This is a genomic window from Pseudomonas parakoreensis (assembly GCF_021602155.1).
Classification (GTDB): Bacteria; Pseudomonadota; Gammaproteobacteria; order Pseudomonadales; family Pseudomonadaceae; genus Aquipseudomonas; species Aquipseudomonas parakoreensis.
The window spans coordinates 173,402-192,899 of the sequence record NZ_BQHY01000008.1; the positions used below are offsets into that span (position 1 = coordinate 173,402).

15 protein-coding genes are annotated in these 19,498 nt (G+C 59.4%); 12 read left to right on the top strand and 3 right to left on the bottom strand.

Annotated features, from left to right (window positions below):
• Positions 1–121: 121 nt before the first annotated feature.
• From L6D63_RS14620 to L6D63_RS14650, 7 genes are all read left to right on the top strand, one after another.
• Positions 122–1,720, top strand: a complete 1,599-nt coding sequence (locus L6D63_RS14620) for an ABC transporter substrate-binding protein (RefSeq protein WP_108181665.1) — start codon at positions 122–124, stop codon at positions 1,718–1,720.
• Positions 1,721–1,895: 175 nt separating this feature from the next.
• Positions 1,896–3,311 (top strand): OprD family porin, encoded by a 1,416-nt coding sequence (locus tag L6D63_RS14625; RefSeq protein WP_047291246.1) that lies wholly within the window; start codon positions 1,896–1,898, stop codon positions 3,309–3,311.
• A 78-nt stretch (positions 3,312–3,389) separates the two neighbouring features.
• The gene (locus L6D63_RS14630) at positions 3,390–4,985 is read left to right on the top strand and encodes an ABC transporter substrate-binding protein (protein WP_047291244.1); all 1,596 of its coding nucleotides are present in this window, start codon (positions 3,390–3,392) and stop codon (positions 4,983–4,985) included.
• Between the two features lie 73 nt (positions 4,986–5,058).
• Positions 5,059–6,069, top strand: a complete 1,011-nt coding sequence (locus L6D63_RS14635) for an ABC transporter permease subunit (protein ID WP_047291242.1) — start codon at positions 5,059–5,061, stop codon at positions 6,067–6,069.
• 10 nt (positions 6,070–6,079) lie between these two features.
• On the top strand, positions 6,080–7,006 hold the full coding sequence (locus L6D63_RS14640) for an ABC transporter permease subunit (RefSeq protein ID WP_041072771.1): 927 nt from the start codon (positions 6,080–6,082) through the stop codon (positions 7,004–7,006).
• Positions 7,007–7,016: 10 nt separating this feature from the next.
• A complete protein-coding gene (locus tag L6D63_RS14645; RefSeq protein WP_041072769.1) occupies positions 7,017–7,985 on the top strand; it encodes an ABC transporter ATP-binding protein in 969 nt (322 codons plus the stop codon).
• Positions 7,985–8,965: a peptide ABC transporter ATP-binding protein gene (locus L6D63_RS14650; RefSeq protein WP_236170344.1), complete on the top strand. Its 981-nt coding sequence runs from the start codon at positions 7,985–7,987 to the stop codon at positions 8,963–8,965. Before L6D63_RS14645 ends, L6D63_RS14650 begins: the two co-directional genes overlap by 1 nt.
• A gap of 208 nt (positions 8,966–9,173) precedes the next feature.
• On the opposite strand, the gene L6D63_RS14655 is transcribed toward L6D63_RS14650, so the two are convergent.
• From L6D63_RS14655 to L6D63_RS14665, 3 genes are all read right to left on the bottom strand, one after another.
• Positions 9,174–9,428: a hypothetical protein gene (locus tag L6D63_RS14655; protein WP_047291237.1), complete on the bottom strand. Its 255-nt coding sequence runs from the start codon at positions 9,426–9,428 to the stop codon at positions 9,174–9,176.
• A 157-nt stretch (positions 9,429–9,585) separates the two neighbouring features.
• The gene (locus L6D63_RS14660; protein ID WP_131671439.1) at positions 9,586–10,815 is read right to left on the bottom strand and encodes an MFS transporter; all 1,230 of its coding nucleotides are present in this window, start codon (positions 10,813–10,815) and stop codon (positions 9,586–9,588) included.
• Between the two features lie 1,004 nt (positions 10,816–11,819).
• Entirely contained in the window at positions 11,820–13,403 is a 1,584-nt protein-coding gene (locus tag L6D63_RS14665; RefSeq protein ID WP_041066884.1) for a peptide chain release factor 3, read from the bottom strand.
• A 449-nt stretch (positions 13,404–13,852) separates the two neighbouring features.
• On the opposite strand from L6D63_RS14665, the gene L6D63_RS14670 reads away from it, so the two are divergent.
• From L6D63_RS14670 to L6D63_RS14690, 5 genes are all read left to right on the top strand, one after another.
• Positions 13,853–14,542, top strand: coding sequence for an ABC transporter permease (locus L6D63_RS14670; RefSeq protein WP_177327907.1), 690 nt, complete (start codon positions 13,853–13,855; stop codon positions 14,540–14,542).
• Positions 14,543–14,563: 21 nt separating this feature from the next.
• Positions 14,564–15,457: a glycine betaine ABC transporter substrate-binding protein gene (locus tag L6D63_RS14675; RefSeq protein ID WP_121183680.1), complete on the top strand. Its 894-nt coding sequence runs from the start codon at positions 14,564–14,566 to the stop codon at positions 15,455–15,457.
• Between the two features lie 12 nt (positions 15,458–15,469).
• Positions 15,470–16,123: an ABC transporter permease gene (locus L6D63_RS14680; protein ID WP_041066877.1), complete on the top strand. Its 654-nt coding sequence runs from the start codon at positions 15,470–15,472 to the stop codon at positions 16,121–16,123.
• Positions 16,120–17,277 carry an osmoprotectant ABC transporter ATP-binding protein OsmV gene (locus L6D63_RS14685; protein WP_047291222.1) on the top strand — a complete coding sequence of 386 codons (1,158 nt, stop codon included), beginning with the start codon at positions 16,120–16,122 and terminating at the stop codon, positions 17,275–17,277. The genes L6D63_RS14680 and L6D63_RS14685 overlap by 4 nt, the downstream gene beginning before the upstream one ends.
• A gap of 650 nt (positions 17,278–17,927) precedes the next feature.
• The gene (locus L6D63_RS14690; protein WP_047291221.1) at positions 17,928–19,091 is read left to right on the top strand and encodes a type III PLP-dependent enzyme; all 1,164 of its coding nucleotides are present in this window, start codon (positions 17,928–17,930) and stop codon (positions 19,089–19,091) included.
• Positions 19,092–19,498 lie beyond the last annotated feature (407 nt).

The window sequence follows — 19,498 nt, forward strand, 5'->3', positions numbered from 1 at the left end:
CTGACCAGTTTCTGCGTGGGCCATCGGCTTGCTGTACGTACTGGATTGAGCTCAGTGCCACCTCAACTTCCCTGGACGGGATCGCGGTGCATTGAACAACACGACAAAAAGAGGGAGCGTCATGCGCCATACCTTGGTTTTTTCCGCATTGCTGGGCGCCGGCCTGTTGGCCGCCACGTCCGCCAGTTTTGCCGCCAGCAAGAGCCTGGTGTTCTGCTCCGAAGGCAGCCCGGCGGGTTTTGATACCGCGCAATACACGACGGCGACCGATAACGATGCCGCCGAGCCGCTGTACAACCGTCTGGTCGAGTTCGAAAAAGGCGCGACCAACGTCGTACCGGGACTGGCAACCCAGTGGGATATTTCCGAGGATGGTCTCAAGTACACCTTTCACCTGCGTGAAGGTGTGAAATTTCATACAACGCCGTACTTCAAACCGACGCGCGATTTCAACGCCGACGACGTGCTGTTCACGTTTAACCGCATGCTCGATCCCGCGCAGCCATTCCGTAAGGCTTATCCAACCGAATTCCCGTATTTCAACGGGATGAGCCTGAACAAAAACATCGCCAAGGTCGAAAAGACCGGGCCGCTGACCGTGGAGTTCACGCTCAACAGCGTCGACGCCGCGTTCATCCAGAACATTGCCATGAGCTTCGCCGCGATCCTGTCTGCCGAGTACGCCGACAAGTTGCTGGCCGAAGGCAAGCCGAGCGACATCAACCAGAAACCGGTCGGGACCGGGCCGTTCGTGTTCAAGAGCTATCAGAAGGACTCGAACATCCGTTACACCGGCAACGAACATTACTGGGACCCGAGCCGGGTCAAGCTGAAGAATCTGATCTTCGCGATCAACACCGACGCTTCGGTGCGCGTGCAGAAGCTCAAGGCCGGCGAATGCCAGATCACCCTGCACCCGCGCCCTGCCGACGTTGAAGCGCTGAAGGCTGACCCGAAACTGCAGCTGATTTCCAAGCCCGGCTTCAACCTCGGTTACATTGCCTACAACGTCCGTCACAAGCCCTTCGACCAGCTCGAAGTGCGTCAGGCGCTGGACATGGCGGTGAATAAACAAGGGATTCTCAACGCTGTTTATCAAGGCGCCGGACAACTGGCGGTCAACGGCATGCCGCCGACCCAGTGGTCCTACGACGACAGCATCAAGGATGCCGCCTACAACCCGGAAAAAGCCAAAGAGCTGCTCAAGGCCGCCGGCGTCAAGGAAGGCACCGAGATCACGCTGTGGGCGATGCCGGTCCAGCGTCCGTACAACCCGAACGCCAAACTGATGGCCGAAATGCTCCAGGCTGACTGGGCGAAGATCGGTCTGAAAGTGAAGATTGTCAGCTACGAATGGGGCGAGTACATCAAGCGCACCAAGAATGGCGAGCACGACATCAGCCTGATTGGCTGGACCGGCGACAACGGGGATCCGGACAACTGGCTGGGCACCCTGTACAGCTGCGACGCCATTGGTGGCAACAACTACTCCATGTGGTGCGATCCGGCTTACGACAAGCTGATCAAAGAGGCCAAGGTCGTCACCGACCGCGACCAGCGCACCACGCTCTACAAACAGGCGCAGCAGTTGCTCAAGCAGCAAGTGCCGATCACGCCTGTCGCCCACTCGACGGTCAACCAGCCGTTAAGCGCCCGGGTTGAAGGCTTCAAGGTCAGCCCCTTCGGTCGCAATGTGTTCTCGGGCGTCAGTATCGATTAACCCAACCGATTAGCCGCAATGCTGAGGGGGCTGTCTATCCCCCTCACGCAAGCGCTTTGCCGAAATTCGCCAATCAGGCCTTTTGCAAACGTTTGCGATGTGTGAATGAGTTCTAAACCAATAACCGGCCCACCCAAAAAAGCCGGCATAAAAAGAAAGTAAAGGAGCTTCACCCATGAAACTGAGCAATACCGCGATATTGGCCTTGGCCATCAGCAGCATCACCGCCACGGCTTACGCGGAAACCCAAAGCCAGGCGTTCACTCCGGTGACCGTTAACGAGAAGAGCGCCCAGGCTGAAGCCACCGGCTTCCTCGAAGGTCAGTCGATCAGCGGCTCGACCCGCAACTGGTACGCCAACGAACAACTGAAGCGCGGCGGCAAGTTCACCTATCGCAAGGATGGCGTGGCCACCCCGACCGATCGCCGTATCAACTGGGTGCAAGGCACCATCGTCAAGTACAACTCGGGCTTCACCGAAGGCACCGTCGGTTTCAGCACCGAAGTGGCAGCGTACAACGCCATCGCGCTGGAGCGTGACCGCGAGAACCTGGCGTCCAACAACGGTGGCGCACCGGGCACCCGTCCAGGCGCAGGTAACAACCGTACCCTGACCCGTGAAGGCGGCGAAGCCCAGGGCCAGTGGAGCAAAGTCGGCCTGGCCAACGTCAAGGCGCGTATCTCCAACACCACCCTGACCGCCGGCCGCATGAACTTCAGCAGCCCGCAGGTTGATGTGATCGGCAACCGTCCGCTGCCATCGAGCTTCGAAGGTATCGCGATCCACAGCGAAGAGCTGAACAATCTGTCCTTCGACCTGGCCTCGTTCGACCGCGTTTCGCCGCGTACCGAAGAAAGCCTGAGCAAGTTTCGCTCCGAATACGGCGCGATTGATGCCGAGGCCGACCACGTTCACACCGGCGGCATCTCGTACCAGCCGTTCGCCAGCCTGACCACCAGCCTCTGGGGCACCCAGGCCGAAGACCTGTGGAACCAGTACTACTTCGGCGCCACCCACGTGCTGGGTGACAGCTCGGTTCTGGCTCTGACCACCGGTCTGAACTACTACAAGACCGTGGACGAAGGTAAGAAAAAACTGGGTGAAATCGACAACGATACCTACTCCCTGTCGTTCGGCCTGACTCACCAGGCGCATACCCTGACCTTCTCTTACCAGGAAGTGAACGGTAACGAGTACTTCGACTACCTGCACGAAACCAACGGCATCTACCTGGCCAACTCCCTGCTGTCGGACTTCAACGGCCCGAACGAGAAATCCTTCCAGGTTGCCTATGGTCTGAACATGGCCGAATACGGCGTGCCAGGCCTGAAGTTCAACATCTACCAGGCCCGCGGCTGGGGCATCGACGGCACTCACTACAAGGGTGGCGGCTACGACGGCGTGCAGTCGATGGACGGCGAGCACCACTATGAATACGGCATCGGTGCTGCTTATGCCGTACAGAGCGGTCCTCTGAAAGCCACCACCGTTCGTGCGACCTATACCGCTCACCGCGCCAGCGAAAACCAGGCTGACGGCAGCATCAACGAGTTCCGTCTCGTGACCACGATTCCATTCAACATCCTGTAAAAACCGCCGACCGACGGCTGACTCATGACGAGTCGGCCGTTCGGTTTTTTGTCTTCAACCGATTGCAGAGGGTTATCGATGAAAATGCTTCCCCTACGTGCGGCCGTCACGGCTGTGTTGTTGAGCGCCGCCATCGGCGTCTCGGCCAAACCCTTGGTGGTCTGCACCGAAGCCAGCCCGGAAGGCTTCGATATGGTCCAGTACACAACTGCAGTCACTGCCGATGCGGTGGCCGAAACGATCTTCAACCGTCTGGCGGACTTCAAGCCCGGCACCACCGAAGTGATTCCGGCACTGGCCGAATCCTGGGACATCAGTGAAGACGGCCTGACCTACACGTTCCACCTGCGCAAAGGCGTCAAGTTTCACACCACCGAATACTTCAAGCCGACCCGTGACATGAACGCCGACGACGTGGTCTGGAGCTTCCAGCGTCAGCTGGACCCGAATCACCCGTGGCACAAACTGTCGAGCGTGGGCTTCCCGTACTTTGAAAGCATGGGCTTCAAGGAACTGCTCAAAAGCGTCGAAAAAGTCGACGACAACACGGTCAAGTTCACCCTGACCCGCCGCGAAGCGCCGTTCCTGGCCGACATCGCCATGGCGTTTTCCTCGATTTACCCGGCCGAATACGCCGACCAGTTGCTCAAGTCCGGCAAGACCGCCGACCTCAACAACAAGCCTGTGGGCACCGGCCCGTTCATCTTCCAGCGTTACGCCAAGGATGCGCAGGTGCGTTTCAAGGCCAACCCGGACTACTTCCGTGGCAAGCCACCGGCTGATGCGTTGATCCTGGCAATCGCCACCGACAACAACGTGCGCCTGCAGAAGCTCAAGGCCAACGAGTGCCAGATCGCGCTGTATCCGAAGCCGGATGACATTCCGAGCATCAAGAAAGACAGCAACCTGAAGGTCGATGAGCTGGACGCGATGACCGTCTCGTACATCGCCATGAACACTCAGCACAAATACATGAGCGACGTGCGTGTCCGCAAAGCGATCGACATCGCTTTCGACAAGGAAGCCTACGTCAACGCCCTGTTCGGCAAAGGCAACGCGACCGTAGCGGTCAACCCCTACCCGCCGACCCTGCTGGGCTACAACCACGACCTGAAGAACCCGCCACGTGACCTCGACAAGGCCCGCGCCTTGCTCAAGGAAGCCGGGGTCCCGGAAGGCACCGTGTTTACTCTGTTTACCCGTAACGGCGGCGGCCCGACCAACCCCAATCCGATGCTCGGCGCACAGATGATGCAGGCCGACCTGGCGAAAGTCGGGATCAAGGTCGACATCCGTGTGATGGAATGGGGCGAGATGCTCAAGCGCGCCAAGGCCGGCGAACACGATATGGTGTCGGCCGGATGGGCGGGCGACAACGGCGACCCGGATAACTTCTTGACGCCTATGCTCAGTTGCGAAGCGGCCAAGAACGGCGAAAACTACGCGCGCTGGTGCAACGAGAAATTCCAGGCACTGCTCGACGAAGCACGGGCTAAAGTAGATCCGGCCGAACGCGCAAAGCTCTACGAACAGGCCCAGGTGCTGTTTAATCAGGACCAACCGTGGATCAGCATGGCCCACACCCGTATGTTTACCGCAATGCGCAATAACGTAGAGGGTTACCACATCAGCCCTCTGACCACGAATAACTTCGCCACCACCCAGGTGAAGTAGATAAGAAACTCCCGGCCTCCCTGACCCCAGGGTCGCCGGGCACGCCTAACCGGCTGATGAGGTACCACACAAGATGTTTAGTTTTATTGCCCGCCGACTGGGGTTGTTGATTCCCACGTTTTTCGGCATCACCCTGCTGACTTTCGCGTTGATTCGCATGATTCCCGGCGACCCCGTGGAAGTGATGATGGGCGAACGTCGGGTCGACCCCGAAATGCACGCTCAGGCAATGGAACGCCTTGGTCTGAACAAACCGCTGTATGCCCAGTACCTGGACTACATCGGCAAACTGGCCCACGGCGATCTCGGCGAATCCCTGCGTACGCGTGAGAGCGTATGGACCGAGTTCACCTCCCTCTTCCCGGCGACCCTGGAACTGTCCATGGCCGCCCTGCTGTTCGCCGGCATTCTCGGTCTTCTGGCCGGGGTGATCGCGGCCCTCAAGCGAGGCTCCCTGTTCGACCATGGGGTGATGGGCATCTCCCTGGCGGGGTATTCGATGCCGATCTTCTGGTGGGGCCTGATCCTGATCATGTTCTTCTCCGTGAGCCTGGGCTGGACCCCGGTATCCGGGCGGATCGATCTGCTCTACGACATCGAGCCGCGCACCGGCTTCATGCTGATCGACACGCTGCTGGCCGATGACACGGGCGCGTTCTTCGATGCCCTGCATCACCTGATCCTGCCGGCCATCGTGCTCGGCACCATTCCACTGGCGGTGATCGCGCGGATGACCCGTTCGTCGATGCTCGAAGTGCTGCGTGAAGACTACATCCGCACCGCCAAGGCCAAAGGCCTGTCGCCGTCGCGCGTGGTGTTCGTGCACGGCCTGCGTAACGCGCTGATCCCGGTCCTGACCGTGGTCGGCCTGCAAGTCGGTACCCTGCTGGCCGGCGCGGTCCTGACCGAAACCATCTTCTCCTGGCCCGGCATCGGTAAATGGCTGATCGAAGCCATCGGCGCCCGGGACTACCCGGTTGTGCAAAACGGCATCCTGTTAATCGCCTGCCTGGTGATTCTGGTCAACTTCGTAGTGGACATCCTCTACGGCTTTGCCAACCCACGCATCCGTCATCAGCGCTGAGGTCCATACCATGAGCACTCCAACATCCTCAGTAGCCACTTCCGCCCCAAGCGCGGATCAAAGCCTGCTGTATCCGTCACCGTACAAAGAATTCTGGCAAGCCTTCGCGAAGAACAAGGGCGCGGTTGCCGGCCTGCTGTTCATGCTGCTGGTGATTTTCTGCGCGATCTTCGCGCCGTGGGTCGCGCCGCATAACCCGAGCGAGCAATACCGGGACTTCCTGCTGACGCCACCGGCGTGGCTCGAAGGCGGGCAAATGCAGTTCCTGCTCGGCACCGATGAACTGGGCCGCGACTTGCTGTCGCGGCTGATCCAGGGTTCGCGCCTGTCGCTGCTGATCGGTCTGTCGTCGGTGGTGATGTCGTTGATCCCGGGGATCCTGCTGGGTCTGTTCGCCGGTTTCTTCCCGAAGATGATCGGCCCGACCATCATGCGTCTGATGGACATCATGCTGGCCCTGCCGTCCCTGCTGCTGGCGGTGGCGATTGTCGCCATCCTCGGCCCTGGCCTGATCAACACCGTGATCGCCATCGCCGTGGTTTCGCTGCCGTCCTACGTGCGTCTGACCCGTGCCGCCGTGATGGGCGAACTGAACCGCGACTACGTCACCGCCGCGCGCCTGGCCGGTGCCGGTCTGCCGCGCCTGATGTTCATCACCGTGCTGCCCAACTGCATGGCGCCGCTGATCGTGCAGGCCACCCTGAGTTTCTCTTCGGCGATTCTCGACGCGGCGGCGCTGGGCTTCCTCGGCCTTGGCGTACAACCGCCAACCCCTGAGTGGGGCACCATGCTGGCCTCGGCCCGCGACTACATCGAACGTGCCTGGTGGGTGGTGAGTCTGCCTGGTTTGACCATTTTGCTCAGCGTGCTGGCAATCAACTTGATGGGCGACGGTCTGCGCGATGCGCTGGACCCGAAACTCAAGAACGCCGCCTGAGGAGATTCCCATGTCACTGCTAGAAATCAAGAATCTCAACGTCCGCTTCGGCGACAAGAACGCGACGCCCGTGGTCGATGGCCTCGACCTGAAAGTCGACAAGGGCGAAGTCCTGGCCATCGTTGGCGAGTCGGGATCGGGTAAATCCGTGACCATGATGGCGCTGATGGGGCTGATCGAGCATCCCGGCATCGTCACTGCCGACTCGCTCAGCTTCGACGGCAAAGACATGCTCAAGCTGAGCAATCGTCAGCGTCGGCAAATCGTCGGCAAAGACCTGTCGATGGTGTTCCAGGATCCGATGACCGCGCTCAACCCGAGCTACACCGTCGGTTTCCAGATCGAAGAAGTGCTGCGCCTGCACCTGAAAATGTCCGGCAAGCAAGCGCGCAAACGCGCCATCGAACTGCTGGAGAAAGTGGAAATTCCGGGCGCCGCCAGCCGCATGGACGCCTACCCGCACCAACTGTCCGGCGGCATGAGCCAGCGTGTGGCAATTGCCATGGCGATTGCCGGCGAGCCGAAACTGCTGATCGCCGACGAACCGACCACGGCGCTGGACGTGACGATTCAGGCGCAGATCATGGATCTGCTGCTGGCGTTGCAGAAAGAACAGAACATGGGCCTGGTGCTGATCACTCACGACCTCGCGGTCGTGGCCGAAACCGCCCAGCGCGTCTGTGTGATGTACGCAGGCCAAGCGGTAGAAGTCGGTCAGGTGCCGCAACTGTTCGACATCCCGGCACACCCTTACAGCGAAGCGCTGCTCAAGGCGATTCCCGAGCACAGTCTGGGCGCCGAGCGCCTGTCGACCCTGCCGGGCATCGTTCCAGGCCGCTACGACCGTCCGCAGGGTTGCCTGCTGTCGCCGCGCTGCCCGTACGTGCAGGACAGCTGCCGCGTGCAGCGTCCAGCCCTTGATCCGAAAGCCAACAGCCTCGCCCGTTGCTTCTACCCGCTGAACCAGGAGGTGGCGTAATGGCCGTCGTACTTACCGCCAGCGACCTGACCCGTCACTACGAAGTCTCCCGTGGCCTGTTCAAGGGCCACGCGACCGTGCGCGCCCTCAACGGCGTGTCGTTCGAACTGGAAGCCGGCAAGACCCTCGCTGTCGTAGGCGAATCGGGTTGCGGCAAATCCACCCTCGCCCGCGCCCTGACCCTGATTGAAGAGCCGTCTTCCGGCTCGCTGAAAATTGCCGGGCAAGAAGTCGCCGGCGCCGACAAGGCCCAGCGCAAGCAACTGCGCAAAGACGTACAGATGGTGTTTCAGAGCCCGTACGCGTCGTTGAACCCGCGGCAGAAAATCGGTGATCAATTGGCCGAGCCACTGCTGATCAACACCAACCTGAGTGCTACCGAGCGTCGCGAGAAAGTCCAGGCGATGATGAAGCAGGTCGGCTTGCGTCCCGAGCACTACCAGCGCTATCCGCACATGTTCTCTGGCGGTCAGCGTCAGCGTATTGCCCTGGCGCGGGCGATGATGCTGCAACCGAAAGTGCTGGTGGCGGACGAACCGACCTCGGCGCTCGACGTATCGATTCAGGCGCAGGTGCTGAACCTGTTCATGGACCTGCAGCAGGAGTTCAACACCGCCTACGTGTTCATCTCGCACAACCTGGCGGTGGTGCGGCATGTCGCCGACTCGGTGCTGGTGATGTACCTCGGCCGTCCGGTGGAAATGGGCCCGAAAGAGGACATCTACACCCGACCTCTGCACCCTTACACTCAGGCCTTGTTGTCGGCGACACCCACGATCCATCCGGATCCGGACAAGCCGAAAATCAAGATTGTCGGCGAACTGCCTAACCCGCTGAACCCGCCACCGGGCTGTGCGTTCCACAAGCGCTGCCCGTACGCGACCGAGCGTTGCAGCACTGAAGAGCCGGCCCTGCGCCAGCTCGACAACCGGCAGGTGGCTTGCCACTACGCCGAACAGTTCCTCGATGGCGCCGCGTAGGCAACCGGAGACCGATACAAAACCTGTAGGAGCTGTCGAGTGAAACGAGGCTGCGATCTGTTGATTTTCAGCATCAGGATCAAAAGATCGCAGCGTGCGGCAGCTCCTGCAGGAATCGTGTTTATCCGGAAATAGTGTGTTAACCCAAACCTCTTCTCCCCCGATTGCGCATCAGTCGGGGAAGAAGGGGTTTTCTTTTACCGGCGCTTTACGACTGGCTGTCGCCTTCGTCATCGTCAGTGTCCGGCTCGTCAGTGGTCGAGTCGTCATCATCCTTGCTGCCGCCCTGATCCTGATCGCCCGGTTCGGATTCAGACTTGGCCAGCATGACCACACCGGCTTGCCCGTGGGCTGCGTTAAACCCCTGTGATGGTGTGGCAGAACTTGCCCACGCCGCCGTAGTGCCAAGCGTCAACATCACCAAAACCTTAAGCAACAGCACAATGCGTTGAAAAATGCTCATAGCCATTTCCATCCTTTCGTGGTTGAAGCCTGGGGTGCCGATCCGGCGCTGAATGAAATCTAGTTCCGATCAGTCCGGTTCACCAGATAGGACGCTGACCAACCCCGGGAAATGCCCTGGTACGAGAGATCACTTGCGAATAACCGCTATAACCGAATCAGCTAAGCGAGGCCGTGCGTTCGCTGGTGGCCAGCGCTTTGGCCTGGGTCGACGAGCGCGTCGCCAGGCAGATCAGCGGCAAGGTCAACAACGCCAGTGTCGCGCTCGCAAGCCATACACTGTGGCCGCCGAAGTGCCCATACAGCTGACCACTCAACACCGGCGACAACAATGCACTGGCGCTCCAGCTCATGAAAAACAGACCGAAATACTGGCCGCTTTTGCCACCCTGCGCGTGCCGCATGACCAGCACATTCAGCGGCGGCATGAAAAAAGCTTCACCCAAGGTCCAGATCACCGTCGACAGACACACGTAAAACAAGCCGGAGCCAAACGGCAACATCCCCAACCCGACCGCCAACAACACACAACCCGCGAGCAATTGCCGACGCAAGCCCCAGCGCTCGCCCCAGTGCGTAAGCGGGATCTGCAGCGCCACCACCAGCATCGCGTTAAGCCCGAACTGCCAGCCGATGGCCTCGGTGCTCAAGTGGTAGTAATCGCGCAGATAGTTGCCCAGCGTGCTGTAAACCGTGTCGAAGGCCATCCCCAGCAACACGGCCGCACCGAGCAGCCAGAGGAATGCCGCGTCGCGCAACGGTGTACGAGTGCCAGCTTCGGTCACCTCATCGGGCTTGAGTACCACGCGGCGCCAGGTGGTGCGCACAAACCACAGCAACGCGAGCAGCGTCATCGCCGCACTGACAAAAAACACCCAACGGAAATCCGTCTGCGCCAACACCCCGCCGGCCACCCCGGCAGCCGCCATACCAAGGTTTCGCGCCACCCGGCTCAAGGCTTGAGCACGGGAGCGCTGCGCAGGCTCGCAATACTCCATGATCAGCCGTTGATGCAGCGTTCTAATCGCCCCGTCGACGGCACCACTGAGCAACAGCAACACGGCCAGCAACGCCACCTGCGTCACCAGCCCCAACAGGATCAACACCCACATGGAAACAAAGAACAACGCGGCGGTCAGCCGCGCCGTCCGCACATGATCACTGAGCAACCCACCGAGCATCGAACCAATCAACAACCCGGCTCCGTAAGCCGACAACAGCCAGCCCACCGTCTCGATCGCCAGCCCCAGCTCCTGACGCAGATACAGCGCCATGAACAATTTGACCATGCTGCTCAAGCGATTAATGAACAGCAGCGCCGCAAGCACCCAGGCCATCAGGCTGAAATAGCCGTTGGGGCGCAGCAGATGGACGAGGTTGCGCGTCATTCCATTGACCTCTCAAAGCGACTGGCGGGGACCTGAAACACTAACGCCCAGCACACCGGTTGTCGCGCTCAAGAACATCGATATCTGAAAATACAGAGTCGCCCTACAACCCTGTGGGAGCTGTCGTAGGCAGCGATCTTTTGACTTCGCGTTTCAAGTCCAAAAGATCGCAGCCCTCGGTCGCTCAGTTCGATTAGAAAATGGTTGGCTCCCAGGCCGCCATCGCTGGCAAGCCAGCTCCCACAACGGATTGGGGTATTCATTTGGAGAACGGTTGGCTGGCAGGGCGCCTTCGCGAGCAGGCTCGCTCCCACAGGGAAATTGAGTGACTTCAGCGGGAGATTGGTCGGCTCGCAGGCCGCCATCGCTGGCAAGCCAGCTCTCACAATGGATTGGGGTATTTATTTGGAGAACGGTTGGCTGGCAGGGCGCCTTCGCGAGCAGGCTCGCTCCCACAGGGAAATTGAGTGACTTCAGTGGGAGATTGGTCGGCTGACAGGCCGCCATCGCTGGCAAGCCAGCTCCCACACAAGAGCAAGAGCAGAACGCGCACCGCTCTTGCTCCTCACCACTCAACACGATGAGCGTTAGCTCAAGTACCGCTTTTGATCTTGATCCACGGGCGACATCGGAAGGCTGAGTGGAGGGATTGATCCGGGGGTGGGAGCGCAGCGACCGTTTGGCGCAGCCAAACACAGCGAGAGGAGGTGCAGCGAAGCAAACCGTAGGCGCTGCGCCCGGATCAATCCCGCAACGAAGGGACCCCGAGCCCCAGCGAGCGGGCCGAACGCAGGAGCAAGCCTTTTTTTGCTTACTTTTTTGAGGCGTTTGTCAAAAAAGTGAGTCGCCGTCAGGGCGAAACCCTAAGCCGCCATCACCGAAAAAACGGATATACACCCAAAACCACCCGAAGCCTGGCCGGCCCAAAGGCCGCCAAGACAAAGCCCCAAAAAAAACCCCCAAGGCCTACACCTCAGGGGCTTTCGAACAAACCAGCTCAGCGCTTAATGATGCTCACGCGTCGCACGGAATTTCACATCCGGCCAACGCTCTTCCATCAACGCCAGGTTAACCCGCGTCGGCGCCAGGTAGGTCAGGTGCCCACCGCCATCCAGCGCGAGGTTCTCCACCGCCTTGTTGGAAAACTCCTCAAGCTTCTTCTTGTCGCTGCATTCGATCCAGCGCGCCGAGTAAACAGTGATCGGCTCATATGAGCACTCGACCTTGTATTCCTCCTTCAAACGACTGGCGACCACATCAAACTGCAGCACACCGACGGCGCCAAGAATGATGTCGTTACTGCGCTCCGGGAAGAACACCTGAGTCGCGCCCTCTTCAGCCAACTGCTGCAGACCCTGACGCAATTGCTTGGACTTCAGCGGATCACGCAGACGTACGCGACGGAACAGTTCCGGCGCAAAGTGCGGGATGCCGGTGAAACCGAGGACTTCGCCTTCGCTGAAGGTGTCGCCGATCTGGATCGTGCCGTGGTTGTGCAGACCGATGATGTCGCCGGCGTACGCCTCTTCCAGCTGTTCACGCTCGGAAGAGAAGAACGTCAGGGCGTCGCCGATGCGCACGTCCTTGCCCGTACGCACATGGCGCATCTTCATGCCTTTCTCGTACTTGCCGGAGCAGATACGCATGAAAGCGATACGGTCGCGGTGTTTCGGGTCCATGTTCGCCTGGATCTTGAAGATGAAGCCCGAGAACTTCTCTTCCACCGGCTCGACGGTGCGCTCGTTGGCAACACGAGGCAAAGGACGCGGCGCCCAGTCCACAACGGCGTCGAGCACGTGGTCGACCCCGAAGTTGCCCAGTGCGGTACCGAAGAACACCGGAGTCAGTTGACCGTCGAGGAACTCCTGCTGGTTGAACTCATGGCAGGCGCCCTGCACCAGTTCCAGCTGTTCGAGGAAGCGCTCGTACTCGTCGCCCAGATGCGCACGCGCCTCGTCGGAGTCGAGTTTCTCGATGATCTTGGTTTCAGTGCGTTCGTGACCGTGACCGGCGGTGTAGACAATGATGTAGTCGTCGGCCAGGTGGTACACGCCCTTGAAGTCGCGGTAGCAACCGATCGGCCAGGTGATCGGCGCCGCCTTGATCTTCAGAACGGCTTCGATTTCGTCGAGCAGTTCGATCGGGTCGCGGATGTCACGGTCGAGTTTGTTGATGAAACTGACGATCGGCGTGTCACGCAGACGGCAGACGTCCATCAGGGCGATGGTCCGTGGCTCGACGCCTTTACCGCCGTCGAGCACCATCAGCGCCGAGTCGACTGCGGTCAGGGTGCGGTAGGTGTCTTCGGAGAAGTCTTCGTGGCCCGGGGTGTCGAGCAGGTTGATCATGTGTTCGCGATACGGGAACTGCATGACCGACGTTGTAATGGAAATACCCCGCTGCTTCTCCATCTCCATCCAGTCGGATGTCGCATGGCGGTCGGATTTACGGGATTTCACCGTACCGGCCACTGCAATCGCCTTGCCCATCAACAGGAGCTTTTCGGTGATCGTGGTTTTACCGGCATCGGGGTGGGAAATAATGGCGAAAGTGCGGCGTTTCGCGACTTCGGCGGCCTGGTTGGTCATGGGAAATCGCCTGGCGGTGATTCAAAAAAGGGCGGCGAGTATAGCTTAAAAAGTAACCGCCGAACCACCGTCCCTCGGCCGCGCAAAACCCTGTAGGAGCTGCCGCAGGCTGCGATCTTTTGATCTTGCTCTCAAGAACAAAATCAAAAGATCGCAGCCTGCGGCAGCTCATACAGGTGGCCAAACAGTGTCTAACGTGGGAACCTTTTAAAGCACGGAGACGTCCATCCCCTGTTACGACATTTCGTCAGGGGCTGAAAAATCAGCAAGTTAGCCTGACGAGGCTGCGCTCATGGCTCGCTTTCAGATCGCTTTGCCGGTCCTGAAAAACGGCTACTTTTCGCGAACGCTGACTTCGGCAGCCAGGAATGGCCTTGCCACACGGAGCTGCGCTCGCCGACTACAAAAAAAGGAGTCCGCCTGTGGCTATCCGCTATGGCAAAGGGCTGATGGGAGGTGCGGTGGTGATCGCGCTCCTGGCCCTGCTGGTCCACTGGATCGGCATCAACACGATCGAACACTACCGCGACGATTTGTTGTTTTACCTGCAAGCTCATCTGATTCTCGTCCTCGCTTCAATGCTGGCCGCCCTGGTCGTGGGCATCCCCGCCGGTATCTTTCTCAGCCGCCCGAGCATGGTCGGCCGCGCTGAACGCTTCATGCAAATCTTCAATATCGGCAACACCGTGCCTCCGCTGGCGGTACTGGCGATTGCCCTGGGGATTCTCGGCATCGGCAGTGGTCCGGCGATCTTCGCTTTGTTCCTCGCTTCTCTGTTGCCAATTGTGCGCAACACCTACGAAGGCCTGAAAAACGTTCAGGGGTCGCTCAAAGAAGCCGCCGTCGGCATCGGCATGACCCCGCGCCAGGTGCTGTGGAAAGTCGAATTGCCTAACGCCGTGCCGATCATCATCGGTGGCGTGCGCGTGGCGCTGGCGATCAACGTCGGCACCGCGCCGCTGGCCTTCCTGATCGGCGCCAACAGCCTCGGCAGCCTGATCTTCCCTGGCATCGCCCTGAACAATCAGCCGCAACTGCTGCTCGGCGCCGCGTGTACCGCGTTGCTGGCCCTGCTGCTCGATGGCGTCGTCACCCTCGCCAGCCGTCTCTGGCTGGAACGCGGTCTGCGCCCGTCTTAAGGCTTTTGCGAAGGAATAGTTATGAAACGATTTAGCTTGATCTTGAGCTGCTTCCTGCTGTTTGCAGGACTGGCCCAAGCCGCCGACAAACCGGTTATTCGCCTCGGCGCCCGGGTGTTCACCGAGCAGACCCTGCTCGCGGAAATCACCGCGCAATACCTGCGCAGCAAAGGCTACGACGCGCAGATCACCGGCGGTCTGGGCAGCAACCTCGCCCGCAGCGCCCACGAAAGCGGTCAACTGGACATGCTCTGGGAATACACCGGAGTGTCGCTGGTGGCCTACAACCATGTCACCGAGAAACTCGACAGCGAACAGTCCTACGCCCGGGTCAAAGAACTCGACGCGAAAAAAGGCCTGGTCTGGCTGACCCCGTCGAAATTCAGCAACACCTACGCCCTCGCCCTGCCGAAAAAAGTCGCCGAGGAGTATCCGCAGATCAACACCATCAGCGACCTGGACAAGGTGCTGCGCGATGAGGCCAAGACCAATCACCTGGTGGCGCTGGACACCGAGTTCGCCAACCGTTCCGACGGTCTGGACGGCATGGTCAAGCTCTACGACATGAACCTGACCCGCAAGAACATCCGGCAGATGGACGCGGGGCTGGTCTACACCGCGCTGCGCAATGGCCAGGTGTTTGCCGGTCTGGTCTACACCACCGACGGCCGCCTGAATGCGTTCGGCCTGAAACTGCTGGAAGACGACAAGCACTACTTCCCCGACTACACCGCCGCGCCCGTGGTGCGCCAGGCCTACCTCGACGCGCACCCGCAACTGGCCGAGCAACTCAAGCCGCTGGCGCAACTGTTCGACGACGAAACCATGCGCCAGCTCAACGCGCGGGTCGACGTCGATCACGAAAGCCCATCGAAAGTGGCCGCCGATTTCCTGCGCCAGCATCCACTCAACTAAGGAGGAAAAGTCATGGAATTTCTGAACGCCTTTTCCCACCTCGACTGGCAGCAGGTGATGCACCTGACCTGGCAGCACATCACCCTGGTCGGCATCGCGGTGACATTGGCGATTCTCATCGGCGTGCCGCTGGGCATTCTGATGACGCGCTTCCCGACACTCGCAGGTCCCTTGCAAGCCAGCGCCACAGTGTTGCTGACCGTGCCGTCGATTGCGCTGTTCGGCCTGCTGCTGCCGTTCTATTCCAAATTCGGCCAGGGCCTGGGGCCGATGCCGGCGATCACCGCCGTGTTCCTCTATTCGCTGCTGCCGATCATGCGCAACACCTACCTCGCCCTGACTGGCGTTGAGCCGGGTATCCGTGAAGCCGCGCGCGGCATCGGCATGACCTTCGGCCAGCGCCTGCGCATGGTCGAGCTGCCGATTGCGGTGCCGGTGATCCTCGCTGGCGTGCGTACTGCGGTGGTGATGAACATCGGCGTGATGACCATCGCCGCGACCATCGGCGCCGGTGGCCTCGGTGTGCTGATCCTCGCCTCCATCAGCCGCAGCGACATGTCGATGCTGATCGTCGGCGCGCTGCTGGTCAGTCTTCTGGCGATCTTCGCCGACCTTCTCCTGCAGTGGCTGCAACGTACGCTGACTCCAAAAGGACTCCTCAAATGATCGAACTTCAAAACCTCAGCAAGACCTTCCAGAGCAACGGCAAAGATGTCAAAGCCGTGGACTCGGTGAGCCTGACCGTCAATGAAGGCGAAATCTGTGTGTTCCTCGGGCCATCGGGTTGCGGCAAAAGCACCACGCTGAAAATGATCAACCGTCTGATCAAACCGACCTCGGGCAAGATCCTGATCAACGGCGAAGACACCACCGACCTCGACGAAGTGACCTTGCGCCGCAACATCGGCTACGTGATCCAGCAGATCGGTCTGTTCCCGAACATGACCATCGAAGAGAACATCGTCGTGGTGCCGAAACTGCTCGGCTGGGACAAACAGAAATGCCACGACCGCGCCCGCGAACTGATGAGCATGATCAAGCTGGAACCCAAGCAGTATCTGCATCGCTACCCGCGTGAACTGTCCGGTGGTCAGCAACAGCGCATCGGTGTGATCCGTGCGCTGGCGGCCGATGCGCCACTGTTGCTGATGGACGAGCCGTTCGGCGCGGTCGACCCGATCAACCGCGAGATGATCCAGAACGAGTTTTTCGAGATGCAACGCGCGCTGAACAAGACCGTGATCATGGTCAGCCACGACATCGACGAAGCGATCAAACTCGGTGACAAGATCGCGATCTTCCGCGCCGGCAAGCTGCTGCAGATCGATCACCCGGACACCCTGCTCGCGCACCCGGCAGACGACTTCGTCAGCAACTTCGTCGGCCAGGACAGCACCCTCAAGCGTCTGCTGCTGGTGAAGGCTGAAGACGCGGCGGACAACGCCCCGTCGGTCAGTCCGGAAACCCCGGTGGCCGATGCGCTGGAGTTGATGGACGAGCATGACCGCCGCTACGTGGTGGTCACCTGTGCCGAGAACAAGGCGCTGGGTTATGTGCGACGCCGCGACCTGCATCGCCAGACCGGCACCTGCGCGCAATTCCTCCGTGAGTTCAACGCCACTGCAGCGTACGACGAGCACCTGCGCATCCTGTTGTCGCGCATGTACGAGTTCAATCGTTCGTGGCTGCCGGTGATGGATGCCGAACGAGTGTTCCTTGGCGAGGTGACGCAGGAGTCGATTGCGGCTTACCTGAGCTCGGGACGTTCGCGGGGCATGAAGACCAATATCGTTTCGCCGGCTGAGGCCGTGGTCGCCTGATCAATTAAAAGGTCGAACATCTACCCTGTGGCGAGGGAGCTTGCTCCCGCTGGGTCGCGAAGCGGCCCTGCTTTTAAAAAAGCGGGGACTGCTTCGCAGTCCAGCGGGAGCAAGCTCCCTCGCCACAGTTTTTTTGTGTATTCAAAGACTGGAAAAGAATATCAACACCGAGGTGAGCTCTGGCACTCCTAAAGCACCCGCCATATTTATCAAAATCCCCCTCACACCCACCTCTCGCCGCCAACGTCGCCGATGTTGCGCCTAACGTACTTGCCCTTGAGTTAGCTGACAAAAGCGCCGAACGTGCAGGTATTTTTAACACATGAAAATTGGTGGGGAACATCTGTCCGTCATCTCGGTCGGCTACAAAGAGTGATATCCGCGACGTACGTCAGAAGCGTGCAAAAACGCGACATTTTTAGTTGATCTCAGGCCCCTCACGCCCTAAAGTTCGCGCCGAACGTCCATGCTGGAAACGATCCATCCGGCTCAAGTACTGACGACGAGACAGCAAGGCCAAGGGCAGTTACGCCCGTGGCCTTTTTGCTTTCGGCGACATGCCTTGGGAAGTAGGCGAACCAAAGTGGGGATACGGAGGACGTTCATTTACACCCATGTTTTTACCCGTTTGCCCATAGGAGCACTCCAGCATGTCGATCCAGGTCGAAGACTATTTCGCGCGCGAAACCTTTCAGAAAATGAAGGCGTTCGCCGACAAACAGGAAACCCCTTTCGTGGTGATCGACACCGCGATGATCGCCCAGGCCTACGATGACCTGCGCGCCGGTTTCGAATTCGCCAAGGTCTACTACGCGGTCAAGGCCAACCCGGCTGTCGAGATCATCGACCTGCTCAAAGAGAAAGGCTCGAGCTTTGATATCGCCTCCATCTATGAGCTGGACAAAGTCCTGAGCCGTGGCGTCAGCCCGGATCAGATCAGCTACGGCAACACCATCAAGAAGTCCAAGGACATCCGCTACTTCTTCGAGAAGGGCGTGCGCCTGTACGCCACCGACTCCGAAGCCGACCTGCGCAACATCGCCAAAGCCGCGCCGGGTTCGAAAGTCTATGTGCGCATCCTCACCGAAGGCTCGACCACCGCTGACTGGCCGCTGTCGCGCAAGTTCGGCTGCCAGACCGACATGGCCATGGACCTGCTGATCCTCGCCCGCGACCTCGGTCTGGTGCCTTACGGCATCTCGTTCCACGTCGGTTCGCAGCAGCGCGACATCAGCGTCTGGGACGCGGCGATCGCCAAGGTCAAAGTGATCTTCGAGCGCCTGAAGGAAGAAGACGGTATCCACCTGAAGCTGATCAACATGGGCGGTGGCTTCCCGGCCAACTACATCACCCGTACCAACAGCCTGGAAACCTACGCCGAAGAAATCATCCGTTTCCTGAAAGAAGACTTCGGTGATGACCTGCCGGAAATCATTCTGGAACCGGGCCGTTCGCTGATCGCCAACGCCGGCATTCTGGTCAGCGAAGTGGTACTGGTCGCACGTAAATCGCGCACCGCCGTCGAGCGTTGGGTCTACACCGATGTGGGCAAGTTCTCCGGGCTGATCGAAACCATGGACGAAGCAATCAAGTTCCCGATCTGGACCGAGAAGAAAGGCGAGATGGAAGAAGTGGTGATCGCCGGTCCAACGTGCGACAGCGCCGACATCATGTACGAGAACTACAAGTACGGCCTGCCACTGAACCTGGCGATCGGTGATCGTCTGTACTGGCTGTCGACCGGTGCCTACACCACTAGTTACAGCGCCGTCGAATTCAATGGCTTCCCGCCGCTGAAATCGTTCTACGTGTAACCCACGTCGATTGAAAAAAGGCCCATGTTTTCATGGGCCTTTTTTTATTGGCGCAGCCATGACTCGATACGGGTCAACTGCGCACGGATCTTTTTGCCAATAGCCGACAATTCAGCCTCCCTGTCTTCACGAACGTCGTCAGCGTCTGCAGGGTCGTCAACCTCCCCCTTTAGCAATCGCAAATTTCTCTGTGAGCGCTCCTATTGATAATCTGCCATTCAACTTAGTTCACGAAAACAAATACCCACAAGCCGTTAAATATTAAAAAATACACACATCCCGAACAACCAAAACTCATCCACCACTTATGCAAGAGATTTCAAAAAACGACAAATAATAAACAACAAGAAGTCACACTCAATGCCTATACTCACAAGCAAAAGCAATATTAACCTTGAGACTCTTAC

Bases quoted from the DNA above. Each gene is read 5' to 3' on its own strand.
- L6D63_RS14630 (WP_047291244.1), top strand. From the start codon at position 3,390: ATGAAAATGCTTCCCCTACGTGCGGCCGTCACGGCTGTGTTGTTGAGC.
- L6D63_RS14675 (WP_121183680.1), top strand. From the start codon at position 14,564: ATGAAACGATTTAGCTTGATCTTGAGCTGCTTCCTGCTGTTTGCAGGA.
- L6D63_RS14660 (WP_131671439.1), bottom strand. From the start codon at position 10,815: ATGACGCGCAACCTCGTCCATCTGCTGCGCCCCAACGGCTATTTCAGC.
- L6D63_RS14650 (WP_236170344.1), top strand. From the start codon at position 7,985: ATGGCCGTCGTACTTACCGCCAGCGACCTGACCCGTCACTACGAAGTC.
- L6D63_RS14690 (WP_047291221.1), top strand. From the start codon at position 17,928: ATGTCGATCCAGGTCGAAGACTATTTCGCGCGCGAAACCTTTCAGAAA.
- L6D63_RS14685 (WP_047291222.1), top strand. From the start codon at position 16,120: ATGATCGAACTTCAAAACCTCAGCAAGACCTTCCAGAGCAACGGCAAA.
- L6D63_RS14620 (WP_108181665.1), top strand. From the start codon at position 122: ATGCGCCATACCTTGGTTTTTTCCGCATTGCTGGGCGCCGGCCTGTTG.
- L6D63_RS14655 (WP_047291237.1), bottom strand. From the start codon at position 9,428: ATGAGCATTTTTCAACGCATTGTGCTGTTGCTTAAGGTTTTGGTGATG.
- L6D63_RS14640 (WP_041072771.1), top strand. From the start codon at position 6,080: ATGAGCACTCCAACATCCTCAGTAGCCACTTCCGCCCCAAGCGCGGAT.
- L6D63_RS14680 (WP_041066877.1), top strand. From the start codon at position 15,470: ATGGAATTTCTGAACGCCTTTTCCCACCTCGACTGGCAGCAGGTGATG.
- L6D63_RS14645 (WP_041072769.1), top strand. From the start codon at position 7,017: ATGTCACTGCTAGAAATCAAGAATCTCAACGTCCGCTTCGGCGACAAG.
- L6D63_RS14665 (WP_041066884.1), bottom strand. From the start codon at position 13,403: ATGACCAACCAGGCCGCCGAAGTCGCGAAACGCCGCACTTTCGCCATT.
- L6D63_RS14635 (WP_047291242.1), top strand. From the start codon at position 5,059: ATGTTTAGTTTTATTGCCCGCCGACTGGGGTTGTTGATTCCCACGTTT.
- L6D63_RS14670 (WP_177327907.1), top strand. From the start codon at position 13,853: ATGGGAGGTGCGGTGGTGATCGCGCTCCTGGCCCTGCTGGTCCACTGG.
- L6D63_RS14625 (WP_047291246.1), top strand. From the start codon at position 1,896: ATGAAACTGAGCAATACCGCGATATTGGCCTTGGCCATCAGCAGCATC.